The organism is Paenibacillus sp. FSL R5-0701, assembly GCF_037973995.1.
In the GTDB taxonomy this organism is placed as follows: domain Bacteria; phylum Bacillota; class Bacilli; order Paenibacillales; family Paenibacillaceae; genus Paenibacillus.
In genome coordinates this window covers 5,929,522-5,944,604 of sequence record NZ_CP150230.1, presented here as the reverse complement: position 1 = coordinate 5,944,604, position 15,083 = coordinate 5,929,522, and the positions used below count along the sequence as shown (strand labels likewise).

The following is a 15,083-nucleotide window of genomic DNA, read 5'->3' as shown; positions in this document are numbered from 1 at the left end:
TATGTCTACTGCCGTTTTGTATGCAAAATTTGTATAATCAACGTTCGTTTTAACTTAATAAGAATCGACAAACCCGGACGCCACAGATAAGGAGATATCAATGAGAATACTTATTGTTGACGACAATCCGACGAATGTCATTATCATTCGAGAAATTCTGAAAAAAGAAAACTATCGTGACATTGCAACGGCGAGTTCCGCCATGGAAATGTTTGAAGTGTTGGGAATTGGGGAGGAAAGCAACGAACTTCGTCCAAAACCGTCGGATATTGACCTGATTTTGCTAGATATGATGATGCCCGAGATGGACGGCATCGAAGCCTGCAGTATTGTGCAGAAATTTGAGAATCTGAAGGATATACCGATTATTATGGTGACTGCCATCGGGGACTCCAAGAAACTTGCCGAAGCATTGGATGCAGGTGCATCTGACTATGTGACCAAACCGATTAATAAAGTCGAACTGATGGCCAGAATTCGACTCGCACTTCGTCTGAAACAGGAGAAGGATTGGCATAAAGAGCGTGATCAACGTATTCAGGATGAGCTCAAGTTGGCAGCGATGGTCCAAAATGCTGTTTTAAGTCCGGCAATTAGGGACCCGCTGTTCCAAGTGCATGCCATCTATAAACCATCCTTTGAGCTTGCGGGTGATCTGTATTCTTGGTACCCCCTTGGGGAAGGCCGTTACGGAGTACTGCTGCTCGACATGATGGGACACGGGATATCTTCATCCCTGTTTACCATGTTTATCGCTTCTGTGTTGAAAGATACGGTTACCACTTATGTGGATCCAGAGAAGGTCATTCAGGAGTTGAACCGTCGTTTTAACCAGCTCCATCTGGAAAAACAATTGGTGCAGTATTATTTCACGGCCATTTATCTGGTCGTTGATACACGGATGAAGCGCATTGATTATGTTAATGCAGGGCATCCACCTGCTTTATTTTTCCGAAACGACGGCAGTGTCACCACATTTGACAGTGTCTGCTGTCCTGTTGGTTTATTTGACAAAATGGATATTGAACCACAAACGATCCATTACGAGGGTGACGGGCATATTGCACTCTATACGGATGGATTATTGGAAGCTGTTCAGGGCGGGCAGGAAGAACAACATGAATTCCTGATTGAAAAACTGACCGGGTCACATCAGTGGAATGAAGCTGCCATGCAGGCCATGTTTTTTGATGACGAAATTCCCCAGGAGCGGGATGATGATAAATGTCTGGTCTGGATTACTTTGGATAAAGGGGCGGGGGATGAATGAAGATCAGGAATAAACTGCTGATTGGTTTTACCGCTCTGATGGCCATTTTGATCGTGCTCACGTTTGTGAGTTATGAACGGCTGAACAGCAGTAATCAACAGATAGATCAGATGTATCAGGAACGTTATCTCAAAGTAAGATTCACTTCTGCTGCACGCGGAGAGGTTAATGACATCGCTAAAGTGCTGGCTAACTTGTTATTGAATCCAAACAACTCGACTGCAGCAGCAGACGCTGACCTGAAGGAGATGAAGGATCGAGGCGATCGCAACCTCGTTGAAGTAAGAGACCGAGCAGACAGTGCACCTGAACATCAACTGGTGGATCGTGTGAATACTGCGTGGACGGCTTATACCTCCTATGCAACGAGACAGATCAACCTGATGTCCCAAAGCAGGGTAGAAGATGCGAATAACTACCGCAATTCAACAGGACTTGCGGTGCAAAAAGAAGCTGTGGATAGTTTGAATGCTCTGTCCCGTTATCAGGACCAAGAGATTGATGCCGAGATCAAGAACGCTAATGCAGCGTATACGAGAGCTGTACAGATCACGATAAGTATCATGATTGCAGGGTTGTTGCTTGCATTGGGTGTCATTATGTGGGTGCTGCCGAGTATTACACGGGGTCTGAACACTGTATCTATGATGATTACCAGCTTTGGTAAAGGGCGTTACCGAACCATTCGGCGCATTCAGGTCAAATCCAAGGATGAAATTGGTCAGATTGCCAGTGTGTTCAAAGATGTATCCAATGATCTGGAAGAAAAACTGGAAATCGAGAAGGCTTATGTACAGGCTCAGCAGGATCAAAACTGGATGAGTTCAAACATCGCAAGAGTCCCGGAGCTGCTTCGGGGGATTGGCTCCATTCGCCAAATTTCACAGATGTTTATCAGTGAGTTCACACCTGTGCTTGGCGCTCAGTTGGGTGTCGTCTATCTGATCGATGAGGAGAAACATCCCGACGAATTGAGACGTTACGGTGCATACGCATTTGAAGAGAACGAAGATGTTGGTAAAGAAATGTATCGCATCGGTGAAGGCCTGATTGGTCAAGCCGCGCTGGATATGACACCGATTATTCTGGAAAATACGCCTGAAGATTACGTGCATATTGGTTCAGCTTCAGGCTCAACACGTGCTGCGGGTATCATGATCTATCCTGTCGTGTTTGAAGATGAACTGATTGGTGTAGTTGAAGTGGCTTCCTTTGAAGGTTTCAATGAACTTCACAAGCAGTTGTTCACACAACTGATTATGAACCTGGGCGTAATTTTGAACAACGTTCGACGTCGTTTGCGTGTGGAGGAGCTGCTCCGTGAATCCCAGGCACTGACTGAGGAACTGCAGGTTCAATCGGAAGAATTGCAGACACAGCAAGAAGAACTTCGTCGTTCCAATGAGAATCTGGAGGAGCAGACAGAGGCACTTAAACGTTCCGAGGAATTGCTGCAGCGTCAGCAGGAAGAACTGGAGCATTTCAATACGGAGCTCATTGCCAAGACGCGGGCGCTTGAAGAGCAGGTACGTGAAGTTGAAGAGAAGAATGACGAAATTGAGAAAACGAAGACACAGTTGGAACAGCAAGCTACACAGCTGTCGATGACAAGTAAGTACAAGTCCGAATTTTTAGCGAATATGTCACATGAACTCCGTACACCATTGAACAGTCTACTCATTTTGTCCCAGTTATTGTCGGAGAACAAGGGTGGAAATCTGACTGACAAACAGCAGGAATATGCGCAAACCATCTACATGTCGGGCGCGGATCTGCTGAAGATGATTGATGAGATTCTGGATCTGTCCAAGGTGGACGCAGGCAAGATGGATATCAATTATGAGACAGTTCGAATGGAAGAACTGACCAGCTTTGTTCAGCAGAACTTTGGACCGATGGCGAATAAAAAGGAACTGAACTTGAATATTGAGTTCGACAGCGATCTACCGGAATGGGTATACACTGACAGTCATCGCGTGAAACAGATTTTACGGAATTTGTTGTCAAACGCATTTAAGTTTACCAATCGAGGTTCGGTTAGTCTGATTGGACGACGGATGAAACCGGAAGAGCTGCCGGGTTATATGAACACCAATCAGGAATATCTCGGATTCAGTGTGAAAGATACGGGCATTGGCATTCCATCGGACAAGACGGATCTGATCTTTGAAGCGTTCCAGCAAGTAGACGGGACCACAAGTCGGAAATACGGTGGAACTGGCCTGGGATTGTCCATTAGCAGGGAACTGGCACGTTTGCTTGGTGGCGCAATCCAGGTGGAATCATCCGAAGGGGAAGGTAGCTGCTTTACCTTGTACCTGCCGGATAATCATGAAGAGGAAGCCTTGGCAGAGGAAGGTGCTTCAAGAGAAGCGGCTGTTTCCTCAGAGGATCTTTATGAACAGTCCATCGAAGCACGGACCATGTTTTCAAGTCATCAGTCCATTCTCTCTCCTGATCCGGAGCGTAGCGTGGGTACAGATCTGTCTCCTACCCATACTCCAGATGTCACACAGATCGAAGATGATCGGGAGAATATCATGGAGAGTGACAAAATCCTCCTCATCATTGAGGATGATGTGAACTTTGCACATATTTTGATGGATATGGCGAGAGGAAGAGGCTTCAAAGCACTTGTTGCCCTTCAAGGTGATAAAGGACTTGAAATGGCACGTCAATATCTGCCGGATGCCATTATCCTGGATATTCAATTGCCGGTGATGGATGGTTGGACCATTCTGGGCGAGCTGAAGAGCAGTTCGGCAACACGCCACATTCCGGTTCATGTGATTTCAGTCATTGATGATATGAAGCAAGGTCTGATGATGGGCGCCATTGCGTATCTGAAAAAACCTTCGAGCAAGGATTCACTGGATAAAGCATTCTCGCATATCAAATCATACACCGAGAATCAATTGAAACGACTGTTGATCGTCGAAGATGATGAAATTCAGCGTAAAGCCATTATTGAATTGATTGGTCATGATGATGTTGCAATCACCGCTGTATCGACAGGTAGTGAGGCTTTGAATGAATTACACAGCCAGCGTTATGACTGTATGGTACTTGATCTGATGTTAACGGATATGACCGGGTTTGAGTTGCTTGACCAGATTCGCGATGATGAATATCTGAACGATCTGCCGATTATAATTTATACAGGCAAAGAACTGGATTCCAAGGAAGAAATGAAGCTGCGCAAATATGCGGAATCCATCATTATCAAAGATGTGAAGTCACCGGAACGTTTGCTGGATGAAACTACATTGTTCCTGCATCGGGTAGAAGCCAATTTGCCGGAAGACAAGCGTCGAATCTTGCAGAAACTACACAACAAGGAAACGTTGTTTGAAGGCAAGAAAATATTGCTTGTAGATGACGATATTCGTAATGTATTTGCCCTTTCAAGTGTTCTTGAAGGCTATCGGATGGATGTGACGTTTGCTGAGAACGGACGAGAGGCTTTGGAGATTTTGGACAAAAATCCGGAGTTTGATCTGGTACTGATGGATATGATGATGCCAGAGATGGACGGTTATGAAGCGATGACACGAATCAGACAGATCCCGCAGTTTGAAAAGTTGCCGATTATTGCGCTTACGGCCAAAGCCATGAAAGAGGATCGCGGCAAATGTATTGAGGCCGGAGCATCTGATTATGTGAAAAAACCGATCCAGACAGATCAATTGTTATCCTTAATGCGCGTTTGGCTGTATTCGTAAGTTCATTATTCGTATGTTCATTGTTTGGGTAATGAAAGACAATACAACGAATACGCAAGTAACAAATGAAGAAGTGGAGAGAACTTATGACACCGTGGGAACCTACCGAGACGGGGGCAGATTTGGTCCGTATGCCGCAAGATGAAGAGCGCGAGCTGATCGAGATTGAGTTGCTGCTGGAAGGCATGCACCGTTTATATGGATATGATTTTAGAAACTATGCACTGCCATCCCTGAAACGAAGAATCTGGCATCATGCACATGCTGAAGGTGTTAAGAGCATATCCGGCTTACAGGAACGTGTTCTTCATGACCGTTCCGCGTTTGACCGTTTTGTACAGAACTTATCCATCCCTGTAACGGAAATGTTTCGAGATCCTTCGCTTTTCCGAATGTTTCGGGAGCAGATTATTCCTATCCTGAGAACCTATCCGTATATCCGAATATGGCATGCGGGATGCTCTACGGGAGAGGAAGTTTATTCCATGGCCATCATGTTGCATGAGGAAGGACTGTATGACAAGGCGAGAATCTACGCAACGGATATGAATGATCGCTCTTTGCAACAGGCCAAAGAAGGCGTATACGGTATTGAAAAAATGAAACTATTTACTACAAATTATTTGGAGGCAGGGGGTACCAGAGCCTTCTCCGAGTACTATACAGCGAAATACAATTCGGTGATATTTCATCCTTTTCTACGGAAGAACATCATTTTCGCCGAGCACAACCTGGCAACAGATCGGTCATTTAACGAGTTCAATGTTATCTTTTGCCGTAATGTCATGATTTATTTTAATGATGAACTGCGGAACCATGTGCATGGGCTGTTTCATGAGAGCTTGAGCCACTTTGGTATTCTGGTTCTGGGGTCGAAAGAATCGATACATTTTACAGAGTTCAGTGATACCTATGAGCCGTTAGACCGGACCGAAAAAATATACCGGAAGATCAAATAGGGGGTTAGGGTTAGCCATGGGGCTCAATGAACCAATCCACATATTATTGGTAGATGACCGCCCTGAGAACTTGCTTGCTCTTGAAGCAGTTCTGGAATCGGAACAATATAAACTCGTTAAGGCAACTTCCGGAGAAGAGGCACTCCGCTGTCTGCTAAAAGACGAATTTGCGGTTATCGTTCTCGATGTGCAGATGCCTGGAATGGACGGAATTGAGACAGCAAAGTTAATTAAGGCACGGGACAAGTCCAAGGATGTGCCGATTATATTCATCTCTGCCAATAGCAGAGAAGCGGAGCACTTGTTTGCCGGATATTCAGCCGGGGCCATTGATTACATGGTTAAACCATTTATTCCTCAGATTTTGAAATCCAAAATCGAGGGCTTTGTGGAGATGTTTATCACCAATAAACGTTTGAAGACACAGACCATGCTTCTTCACCAGAAGACACAGGAACTGGAGAAAATGAACCAACAACTCATTCAGGCCAAGGAAGAAGCAGAAATTGCAGCCAATGCAAAGACCGAGTTCCTGGCAATGATGAGTCATGAGATTCGTACACCGATGAACGGAGTTATCGGCATGGTTGATCTGCTGATGGAAACGGAACTGAGGGAAGACCAGAAGGAATATGCAGATATCGTTCGTCGCAGCGCAGATGCACTTGTCACGGTCATCAACGACATTCTTGATTTTACCAAGATGGAATCCGGCAAAATGGAACTTGAAGAGCATCCTTTTGAAATTGTCTCCTGTATTCGGGAAGTGCTGGGATTGTTTGCTGCAGAAGCAGGCAAAAAGAACCTGGAACTGGATTATTTCCTGGAAGATTCTGTCCCTGAATTAATCTATGGAGACATGGCAAGGCTCCGCCAGGTTCTCTTGAATCTTATTGCAAATGCGATCAAATTTACCGATCAGGGTGGAGTGTATTTGATCGTGTCGGTTAAGGAAGAAAAGGATGGGCAAATGGCATTGGAGTTTGCCGTTAAAGACACTGGGATAGGTATCGCTTCAGACAAAGTGGATCGCCTGTTCCAGCCGTTTTCCCAGTTGGATACATCCATGACACGTAAATACGGTGGAACTGGCTTAGGACTGGCAATATGCAAGACTCTGGTTGAAATGATGGGTGGACAGATCTACCTGGATACAACAGAGCAACGGGGAGCAACGTTTGTATTCACAATTCAGGCGAAACGTTATGTAGAAACTGAACTGGTCCAGAGGAACGGGGAAGAGAAACCAACGGATGTGAAAAATGAGAATAAATATCCTACGGTATTAATCGTGGATGATCATCCTATTAACCAGAAGTTGATGGCGATTATGCTCGGTAAACTTGGGTTGCTCTCAGACATTGCTGAAGATGGGCAGACCGCACTCGATATGGTAAACGGCAGCCGTTATCCCTATGACTATGTGTTTATGGATCTGCAGATGCCTGTTATGGACGGTTTGGAATGTACACGACGGATTCGAGAGAGCCTGTCCCAGTCCAATCAGCCAATCATTATAGCGATGACTGCTAACGTGATGGAAGGTATTCAGCAACGCTGTATTGCTGCCGGCATGGATGATTATATTAGTAAACCGGTAAAAATGGGCAATGTAAAACAAAAAATAGCCCAGTTTCAGAAACAACGACAAATGTTAGACCCAGGTCCCTCAGCCATGAATCAGGCCAATTGAAACATTTTCCAAACTCCTTTCTGTTTCACTTGTGCTGAAGTTGGGTTATTAGGTAAGGAAACCATTGATCAGGAGAGAGATGTCTAATGAATACAAATAAAAATGAAAAATTCAATGCAAGAACTGAAACTCAGGACGGCGTGTGCACGGTGTATCTGACTGGCGAACTGGATTTGTCGGTTGCTCCTGACTTCCGCTTGGTGATGGAGCCGCTCGTGGATAACAAGGAACAGGATCTTGTGATTAACATGAAAGAATTGAAGTATATCGATAGTACAGGGATTGGTATCCTGTTATCTGTTCTGAAGGCAAGACATGGAATGGAAGCTCGCTTTGAAGTACAGGAAGTTCCTGCGCAGATTCAGAAACTTTTTGACATGACGGGCATCGCCAAATTCTTTGTCACACAGAAGAATTCCCAATAGGAAAGGATCGAAAAAGGAATGAATGCAGAAGTTCAAAGAGTCACCCTTAATTTACCGGCGACAGCTGATTACGTTGATATTGTAAGACTTAATCTTTATGGAGTAGCATCCAAAATGGGATTTTCTTATGAAGACATTGAGGATATGAAAGTTGCTGTATCCGAGGCCTGTAATAACTCTGTACTGTATGCCTACTCACACGAAGGTGGCATGGTTGAAGTTGTATTCGAAGTGGAAGGCGAAACATTGTCCATTACTGTCAAGGACGAAGGTGCCAGCTTCGAGAACATGAATCCTGCTGTGTCACGTGCTGGTCTTCACGACAAAGAACTGACAGAAGCACAGATTGGCGGACTTGGGTTCTACCTGATGCAAGCCTTGATGGACGATGTCAGTGTGGAAAGTGAGACGGGCAAAGGTACGAAAGTAGTACTCGTAAAACGTCTTGCAAGAAGTGAGGAGAAAGTATGAATGAAAAAGTGACTCCCCCAGAGTCCATGTCTGAAGCTATAGGTTTGATCTGGGAATACCAGCAGACCCAAGATAATGAAATTGCAACAGTTCTCATCCGTAAATATGAACCAATGGTTAAGATGGCAGCAGGTAAAATCGCTCGGAATCGCCCCGATCTATACGAAGATTTGTATCAGACCGGGCAGATGGCCTTGATTCGATTGCTTAAGCAATACGATATCAACCTAGGTATTCCGTTTGAACCTTATGCCATGAAGAGTATGATCGGTCATATGAAGAACTACTTGCGTGACAAATCCTGGTATATTCAGGTGCCCCGGAGGATTAAGGAAAAGGGAGCCCTTGTGCAACATGCCATTGATGAGTTAACCGTCAAGTTGGAGCGCTCACCCGGTGTGAACGAAATTGCTGAATACCTTGATTTGACTGCAGAAGAGACGATTGAAGTTCTGGCTGGTCGGGAATGTTACCATTATGTATCACTCGATTCTCCTTTATCTCAGGATGACAGTGCAGCAACATTGGGAGAACTGATCAGTGCAGATGTTAATGACTATGATTCGGTCGAAAAACGGATGGACTTGCAACAGGCATTGGGACAATTGAAGGAACAAGAGCAGCAGGTACTTATTCTAGCATTCCAGGATGGCCAATCTCAGCGGGCAATTGCCCAGAAGCTTGGTGTTTCACAGATGAGTGTATCTCGGATTCAGAAGCGAGCTACAGAGAAATTGAAACAGATCATGTCCAATGCTTCAATGTTATGAAAGATGAATCCCTGATGTTGTTGAGTACGGCATAGAGAAGGACACGTAATTCCATTGGAATACATACGTGTCCTTTTTGGGATTAAAAAGGTTGTATGCAATAAACATATGTGCAGGAGTGGATATTGTGATTGTGAACCAAATCAAGCTGGAAGCCCGTCGCGACAAGTTATCTTGCTCAGACCATTGGCAATGGTGGGATTGGGTTGCACCTGATACGGATAGCATGAAAAATGCCTTGGAGGAGCTGGCAGAGTCATTTCCCGATATGCAGTATTGGCTTCATAAAATTCCGGAAGTGGAATCGAATTATCTATCCGTCCGTTTCGTGAATGGTACTGAGCCCGTCATATTTGGCTCCTTGTTGTACGCGATTAAAAATGAGAGAGATGACAAAAGAAAAGATAATCAGATGTTCTTTTATGTCGATCGCACCAACCTGGTTACCTTGAATATGGATGAAAATACAAGAGGTATTATGAAGACAGATGAACGTGCGAATATGTTGCAACAATGTACAGTGGCGAGGGATGGCATGTTCGTACTTTTTCGAGCAATACTGCATTACTATCATGTGGGTATGGATCACTTTGAGGTGAACCTGCGTGATCTGGAACGGAAGATGGAGTCTCGTAATGCACGTACCTTGATGGACCAGATTCTCGCAGCCCGATTTGAATTGTTATACTGGAGCAATCTGTTTATCCCGTACTCGGAACTCATGGCCGCTGCCCATGAAGCCTACCTGAGTGAGATGAAAGACAATCGTTTCTTTCTACAGCTTCAATATCGTGTGGAACGTATGGAGCGTCTGTTCAATCATTACGAGAAAGAGATCGATACGTTAATTTCCATTGATAATGCGATCTCAGGAGTTCGTGGGAATGAGATTATGAAGACGCTAACCATAGTTACCGCTGTGTTCATACCTGCCACGGCAGCTGGCGCGATATGGGGGATGAACTTTGAGAACCTGCCCTTTATCGACAAATCATGGGGAGTTGTACTGGTCCTTGTCGTTATTATCTTAAGCATGATCAGCATGTATGTATGGCTGATGATGAAAGGATGGACAGGAGACCTGCTCAAAGTGAAGTCTTCACAGCCTTCAGCTGAAGAGATCGAGAAAAAAGGAGCAACTGAAACGCGTAGGGGATAGCCTATTGGCTAGTCCTCTTAGTTTTTGTAATCTTCAATGTAACCAAGTAAATCAGCAATATATTGTCCAACAATCGGCATATTGACGAATTGACTGAGAATGAACGCCAGCAAACCCAGAACAACAAAGGTACCTACAGTTAGGCCGAGTCCTCTTGCCATTCCTGCTGTAAAGTTAGTAATGATCCGCTTCTTGGGACTGCTGTAATTCTCAATAATATCCTTGATCTGTGCTCTCTCCAGACTGTCCGCAATCTGGTCCAGACGGGTGTTCAATCGTTTTACCTCATGACGCAATTCAAAAGGATGCTCGCTTGTATCATACTGCTGTGTCGGTGTTCCTCCCGCAATTGGAGTATTACCATTGATTGTAACTTTACTCATATTATTCGTCCTCCTCAACTCGCATTGGATAAAAAATAGCCAGCTGAAGTGCAGCTGGCTATTGGTCTCTCGATCTGTATCGCCTTACAGGCTGGTCGAGTTAAGTTCTTTACGTGCATCTTCCTTCGCTTCAACGGAAGCGGCAGCCACTTCATCAGATGCACGGGATGCTTCGTTAGCCACATCAGCGGACGCTTTTCTCACAGAGTCCATTACATCATTGCGGCCTTGATTTACCGTTTTTGCAATGTCGGAAGTTTTGGAAGAGACCGTTTTAGCCAGTTCAGTTGCTTTGTCACTTACAACAGTTGCCACTTCTTTAGTGCGGTCAGTAACGATGCCCACTTTCTCGGAAAGGTCACCACGCAATTCACGTCCCGGTTTAGGCGCAAAGAGTAGTGCTGCTGCAGCTCCCAGCAAACCCCCGATGAAAATACCTTTTGCGAAAGTTGAACCCGTCTGTACAGGATATTGCTCTTCTGCTTTATTCATGTCTAATCACTCCTTCTTCAATTTAAGAAACAAATACGAAACAACGAACACCTTGTTGCCCGAATCAGGCAGCCTGTCTTAGCAGTCTGGACACAAGCCCCAGCAAGAAAACAAAGAGCGCTGTACCAATGATGGCAGGGATGATGGCAAAGTTACCGATAACTGGTCCCCAGTTACCAAGCAAAAGTGCTCCCAGCCAGGCTCCGGCAAATCCGGCAATCATTGCACCGATTATGCCTCCAGGCATGTTGTGACCGGCAAGTGCATCTCCGATCAAACCGATGATGACAGCCATCACAATGCTGATAATGATGCCCCACATAACAACCGCCTCCTTTAAACTTGATGTAGGATGTTGTCTGTTCGCGTTTGCTTACTTCGTATATAAACCCCGTGCAACCCTGTGAAACAATAAAGATCAGGATGAATGAACTGGAAATCAGAGGAATTCATTCTTTAGCGGCTTTGTTTAATGCCTTTAACCATGCAGAAGATCCATGCCAATCCAGCAGTAAATCCAGTAAATACATCGGTAGGATAATGAACGCCCAACATGATCCGGCTGAGACCAATCAAGAAAATAAAACTGATACCACATAGAACAGGAAGCCACACACTAGAAGAGTTATGTCGCTGTCGTTCAATGGCCCAGATTACAAAGAGCATGCCGTAGAAGCCCATGGAGATCATGGCATGTCCGCTGGGAAAGCTGTACCCGTGAACGACCAGCAGATGATCCAGTTCCGGTCTGCTTCGTCTGAAAAATTCCTTCAATAACGTGTTCAGAACCCACATCATGGCAAAACTCCCTGTGAGCGCATATCCATATATAACAAACCTTGGACTGCGTTGTATGAAGAAAAGAAGAGCAAAACCTCCTGCAGCCACAGCAGAGATTTTGAATGAGCCCAGTGAGGTTATGAATGCAGTGTAAGGGAACAGATGAAGACGTGAATCTGAATTCAGATAAAATAATTGCTGAATTTGATCATCCAGACGAATAATAACATCAGCACCCAACCAGGCACCCAGACCTGCCAGAATGAATACGACCGATGCGCTGAGGGCCAGACCAGCCAAACCCCAGTTGAGGAGTGGACGTAATAACGTACCGGAAGTTGAACTGAATGAGGCTGATGAATACGTTTTGCGCGGCATAATGAGTTTCTCCTTCAGTTATGGTAGTAGATGAACATAGATGATAAAGCTATACCCGAAATGCCTGTCGAAAAAACTGTAAAAACGTCGCTTTTGTACTATACTATTTAAGATATCCCATGCGGCGTCGTGACGCAAAGCAGAGATGAAATCGGGAGCACAAAGGAGAGAACTCGCATGGAGAGTGCCTTGTTAATTAAAGAATACCGTGCAGGCGTTATGGAATGCGCCCATTACGGACACATAAGTATTACGGATGAGTATGGCCGAATCGTATACTCGGCTGGTGACCCTCATTTTAGAGCGTTCACTCGCTCATCTGCCAAACCTTTTCAAGCCATTCCAGGTATTCGGGCAGGAATTGCCAGTCACTATGGCCTATCAGCACAGGAGATTGCCATTATGTCCTCCTCGCATCGTTCGGAACCGGAACACATTCGGGTGCTGGAGCAGTTATCCGGTAAGATCGGATTGGGAGAAGAATGCCTGATCTGTGCACCAAGCTATCCGCTTAATGAAGAAAGCCGTAATCAATGGTTACGTGCACAAGGAGAGAAACGGCGCATCTTGCACAACTGCTCCGGAAAACATCTGGGAATTCTGGGGTACAGTCAGATGAAGCAGGTTGATCTGGGCAGTTACGCTGAACCGGATCATCCGGTACAACGTGAAATTCTTGAAACCTTTGCCGACCTGGCAGGTATTGAGGAAAAAGAGATTGAGCTTGGGACGGATGGCTGCGGCTTTCCGGTATTTTCTTTGCCGTTGTTGGCATTGTCGAATGCTTATCTGAAGCTCGCTTGTCCGGATCTTATTGCTGATCCTTCCACAAGAACAGCTGTAGAGACCATAACATCAGCTATGAATGAACATCCGTTGATGGTAGGTGGCACGGAGCGTGTAGATTCAGTGCTGCTGGAAGACGATAACATTGTAGCGAAGGGTGGATTCAAGGGGGTATTCGGATTTGGTCTGAAAAAAGAAAGACTGGGAATCACCTTCAAGGTGCTTGATGGTTCCGAGGAAGAGTGGGCGTTCATTACCCAATCCATCCTGAAACAGATTGGTTATTCCAATGAGAGAACCATTGAACGATTGGCTGAAGTGTTCCCTTCGGACATCCGAAATGATGCGGGTACCCTTGTAGGTCATGCAGATAGTGAGTTCATTCTCCACTCACTTGAAGATAGCGTATAACCTTAAGAAGGGGCGTGATTAGAGTTGCCGGACCCCGGGTAAAGATGCATACCAACTGGTATTCATCTATACAATTCATATACACGCATGGACTGCCGCGGTAATGTGGCAGCTCTAAACCCTTGGAGGTGGATGAACATGATTAAAGTGGTGACATCGGAAGAAAGGCACACGTCGGATCGAGGTTGGATACACAGTGAATTCAGCTTTTCCTTTGCGGATTATGATGATCCAAGCAACGCCCATTTTGGCTGTCTGTTGGCTCATAATGAAAACACGCTGATGCCGCAAGAAGGCTTTAAGAAACATCCACATCATGATCTTGAACTTGTCAGTTATGTCATATCAGGTACACTCAAACATACGGATAGTATGGGAACAGAACAATTGCTTGAACCAGGTACGGTCCAGGTGATGAGTGCGGGTACGGGTGTTGAACACTCCGAGACCAATCCGTCAGCGGATGAACCGGTACGTTTCCTCCAGATGTGGTTTTTGCCATCGGAGCGTATGCTGAAACCTTCCTATACGAATCGGAGAATAGAGCCGCAGGAGCATTTGAATCGTCTATGTCCGATTGTATCCGGGCAAGGGGGCGAGGGAAGTGAAGGCGCATTGCCTATTTCTCAGGATGTAACCTGTTACCTGTCCCATTTGGAGTCCGGGAAAAAGTTGATGTACCCGCAACACGAAGATCGACGGACACATCTTTTTCTGATCAGTGGACATGTAGAGATTCATTGTTCAGATGGCAACTTCAACCTCAAGCCGGGGGATGCCGCACGAATTCGCAAAAGCTGTGATCTGCAAATCACAAGCACAGACAGTGAACCTGCCGAATTTGTTTTGGTTGACCTGCCCTAAGGATGAGATATATTCCGTAGAAGATAGCCTTCAAATATGAATATGTGAAAAAGGACCTGTTCCCACGGTGATGTGGAAACAGGTCCTTTTTAGGCTTGCTTTTGAAAGGACTTCATAGAAGTCGCAAATGATCAAAAGCAACACTTTGCTAAGATTTACGAAGGTTACCCAGTTCTGAAGCGACAGCTTCCACTTCAGAGATACTGAGATGTTCCTTGCTCAGAATCATTTCATACAGGTCAAACAGATCTTCGTATTTCTCAAGTGGGAATGAAGAAGCTTGCATGGCGGCACCGCTTGCCATACGAAGTTTGGTTTTGATCGCTTCAATCATATATTCCATATTGGCTGCTGTTGCTTGTGTTAAATCCATCGTTAAGTTCATCCCTTCCGTATCGGAAACTCTTGTTATTGTATCATGATTGGAAGCGCTCAGGCTAATGCTTTTGCGGGGAAACCAAGCATCGGTTACAATGATGGATACAACAACAGGGTTTCATGGAAACTTGAGTGTACTGGA

15 protein-coding genes are annotated in these 15,083 nt (G+C 45.2%); 10 read left to right on the top strand and 5 right to left on the bottom strand.

Annotated features, from left to right (window positions below):
* Positions 1–100: 100 nt before the first annotated feature.
* The 8 genes from MKZ13_RS26355 (at position 101) to MKZ13_RS26320 (ending at position 10,469) form a co-directional block, all read left to right on the top strand.
* Complete coding sequence (locus MKZ13_RS26355) at positions 101–1,270, top strand: fused response regulator/phosphatase (RefSeq protein ID WP_221820800.1); 1,170 nt, start codon at positions 101–103, stop codon at positions 1,268–1,270.
* A complete protein-coding gene (locus MKZ13_RS26350; RefSeq protein ID WP_339179413.1) occupies positions 1,267–4,992 on the top strand; it encodes a response regulator in 3,726 nt (1,241 codons plus the stop codon). Before MKZ13_RS26355 ends, MKZ13_RS26350 begins: the two co-directional genes overlap by 4 nt.
* 86 nt (positions 4,993–5,078) lie before the next feature.
* On the top strand, positions 5,079–5,951 hold the full coding sequence (locus tag MKZ13_RS26345) for a protein-glutamate O-methyltransferase CheR (RefSeq protein ID WP_074096446.1): 873 nt from the start codon (positions 5,079–5,081) through the stop codon (positions 5,949–5,951).
* Positions 5,952–5,967: 16 nt separating this feature from the next.
* Entirely contained in the window at positions 5,968–7,644 is a 1,677-nt protein-coding gene (locus MKZ13_RS26340) for a response regulator (protein ID WP_339179410.1), read from the top strand.
* 86 nt (positions 7,645–7,730) lie between these two features.
* The gene (locus tag MKZ13_RS26335; RefSeq protein WP_036606989.1) at positions 7,731–8,069 is read left to right on the top strand and encodes an STAS domain-containing protein; all 339 of its coding nucleotides are present in this window, start codon (positions 7,731–7,733) and stop codon (positions 8,067–8,069) included.
* A gap of 18 nt (positions 8,070–8,087) precedes the next feature.
* Entirely contained in the window at positions 8,088–8,540 is a 453-nt protein-coding gene (gene rsbW / locus MKZ13_RS26330) for an anti-sigma B factor RsbW (RefSeq protein WP_076212654.1), read from the top strand.
* A complete protein-coding gene (locus tag MKZ13_RS26325) occupies positions 8,537–9,310 on the top strand; it encodes a sigma-70 family RNA polymerase sigma factor (protein WP_047841571.1) in 774 nt (257 codons plus the stop codon). The genes rsbW and MKZ13_RS26325 overlap by 4 nt, the downstream gene beginning before the upstream one ends.
* 118 nt (positions 9,311–9,428) lie before the next feature.
* The gene (locus tag MKZ13_RS26320) at positions 9,429–10,469 is read left to right on the top strand and encodes a magnesium transporter CorA family protein (RefSeq protein ID WP_339179407.1); all 1,041 of its coding nucleotides are present in this window, start codon (positions 9,429–9,431) and stop codon (positions 10,467–10,469) included.
* Between the two features lie 17 nt (positions 10,470–10,486).
* Here the strand turns inward: MKZ13_RS26320 and MKZ13_RS26315 are convergent, their stop codons facing one another.
* The 4 genes from MKZ13_RS26315 to MKZ13_RS26300 form a co-directional block, all read right to left on the bottom strand.
* Positions 10,487–10,852 carry a DUF5665 domain-containing protein gene (locus MKZ13_RS26315; RefSeq protein WP_221820807.1) on the bottom strand — a complete coding sequence of 122 codons (366 nt, stop codon included), beginning with the start codon at positions 10,850–10,852 and terminating at the stop codon, positions 10,487–10,489.
* An 84-nt stretch (positions 10,853–10,936) separates the two neighbouring features.
* Positions 10,937–11,344 (bottom strand): YtxH domain-containing protein, encoded by a 408-nt coding sequence (locus tag MKZ13_RS26310; protein WP_076212649.1) that lies wholly within the window; start codon positions 11,342–11,344, stop codon positions 10,937–10,939.
* 64 nt (positions 11,345–11,408) lie between these two features.
* Positions 11,409–11,666 carry a GlsB/YeaQ/YmgE family stress response membrane protein gene (locus tag MKZ13_RS26305; RefSeq protein WP_017692278.1) on the bottom strand — a complete coding sequence of 86 codons (258 nt, stop codon included), beginning with the start codon at positions 11,664–11,666 and terminating at the stop codon, positions 11,409–11,411.
* A 134-nt stretch (positions 11,667–11,800) separates the two neighbouring features.
* Positions 11,801–12,502: a phosphatase PAP2 family protein gene (locus MKZ13_RS26300; protein WP_221820809.1), complete on the bottom strand. Its 702-nt coding sequence runs from the start codon at positions 12,500–12,502 to the stop codon at positions 11,801–11,803.
* 177 nt (positions 12,503–12,679) lie between these two features.
* Here MKZ13_RS26300 and MKZ13_RS26295 point away from each other — a divergent pair, with 177 nt between their 5' ends.
* Together MKZ13_RS26295 and MKZ13_RS26290 are read left to right on the top strand one after the other, a co-directional pair.
* Positions 12,680–13,699: an asparaginase gene (locus tag MKZ13_RS26295; protein ID WP_339179405.1), complete on the top strand. Its 1,020-nt coding sequence runs from the start codon at positions 12,680–12,682 to the stop codon at positions 13,697–13,699.
* 138 nt (positions 13,700–13,837) lie between these two features.
* The gene (locus tag MKZ13_RS26290; protein WP_036607001.1) at positions 13,838–14,563 is read left to right on the top strand and encodes a pirin family protein; all 726 of its coding nucleotides are present in this window, start codon (positions 13,838–13,840) and stop codon (positions 14,561–14,563) included.
* 148 nt (positions 14,564–14,711) lie between these two features.
* On the opposite strand, the gene MKZ13_RS26285 is transcribed toward MKZ13_RS26290, so the two are convergent.
* Entirely contained in the window at positions 14,712–14,936 is a 225-nt protein-coding gene (locus MKZ13_RS26285) for a DUF1128 domain-containing protein (protein WP_017692283.1), read from the bottom strand.
* Positions 14,937–15,083: the final 147 nt, after the last annotated feature.

What these genes read in the sequence shown, in the direction of transcription:
- MKZ13_RS26345 (WP_074096446.1), top strand. Translation starts at nt 5,079, where the DNA reads ATGACACCGTGGGAACCTACCGAGACGGGGGCAGATTTGGTCCGTATG.
- MKZ13_RS26310 (WP_076212649.1), bottom strand. Translation starts at nt 11,344, where the DNA reads ATGAATAAAGCAGAAGAGCAATATCCTGTACAGACGGGTTCAACTTTC.
- MKZ13_RS26340 (WP_339179410.1), top strand. Translation starts at nt 5,968, where the DNA reads ATGGGGCTCAATGAACCAATCCACATATTATTGGTAGATGACCGCCCT.
- MKZ13_RS26290 (WP_036607001.1), top strand. Translation starts at nt 13,838, where the DNA reads ATGATTAAAGTGGTGACATCGGAAGAAAGGCACACGTCGGATCGAGGT.
- MKZ13_RS26300 (WP_221820809.1), bottom strand. Translation starts at nt 12,502, where the DNA reads ATGCCGCGCAAAACGTATTCATCAGCCTCATTCAGTTCAACTTCCGGT.
- MKZ13_RS26285 (WP_017692283.1), bottom strand. Translation starts at nt 14,936, where the DNA reads ATGGATTTAACACAAGCAACAGCAGCCAATATGGAATATATGATTGAA.
- MKZ13_RS26325 (WP_047841571.1), top strand. Translation starts at nt 8,537, where the DNA reads ATGAATGAAAAAGTGACTCCCCCAGAGTCCATGTCTGAAGCTATAGGT.
- MKZ13_RS26295 (WP_339179405.1), top strand. Translation starts at nt 12,680, where the DNA reads ATGGAGAGTGCCTTGTTAATTAAAGAATACCGTGCAGGCGTTATGGAA.
- MKZ13_RS26335 (WP_036606989.1), top strand. Translation starts at nt 7,731, where the DNA reads ATGAATACAAATAAAAATGAAAAATTCAATGCAAGAACTGAAACTCAG.
- rsbW (WP_076212654.1), top strand. Translation starts at nt 8,088, where the DNA reads ATGAATGCAGAAGTTCAAAGAGTCACCCTTAATTTACCGGCGACAGCT.
- MKZ13_RS26315 (WP_221820807.1), bottom strand. Translation starts at nt 10,852, where the DNA reads ATGAGTAAAGTTACAATCAATGGTAATACTCCAATTGCGGGAGGAACA.
- MKZ13_RS26355 (WP_221820800.1), top strand. Translation starts at nt 101, where the DNA reads ATGAGAATACTTATTGTTGACGACAATCCGACGAATGTCATTATCATT.
- MKZ13_RS26305 (WP_017692278.1), bottom strand. Translation starts at nt 11,666, where the DNA reads ATGTGGGGCATCATTATCAGCATTGTGATGGCTGTCATCATCGGTTTG.
- MKZ13_RS26350 (WP_339179413.1), top strand. Translation starts at nt 1,267, where the DNA reads ATGAAGATCAGGAATAAACTGCTGATTGGTTTTACCGCTCTGATGGCC.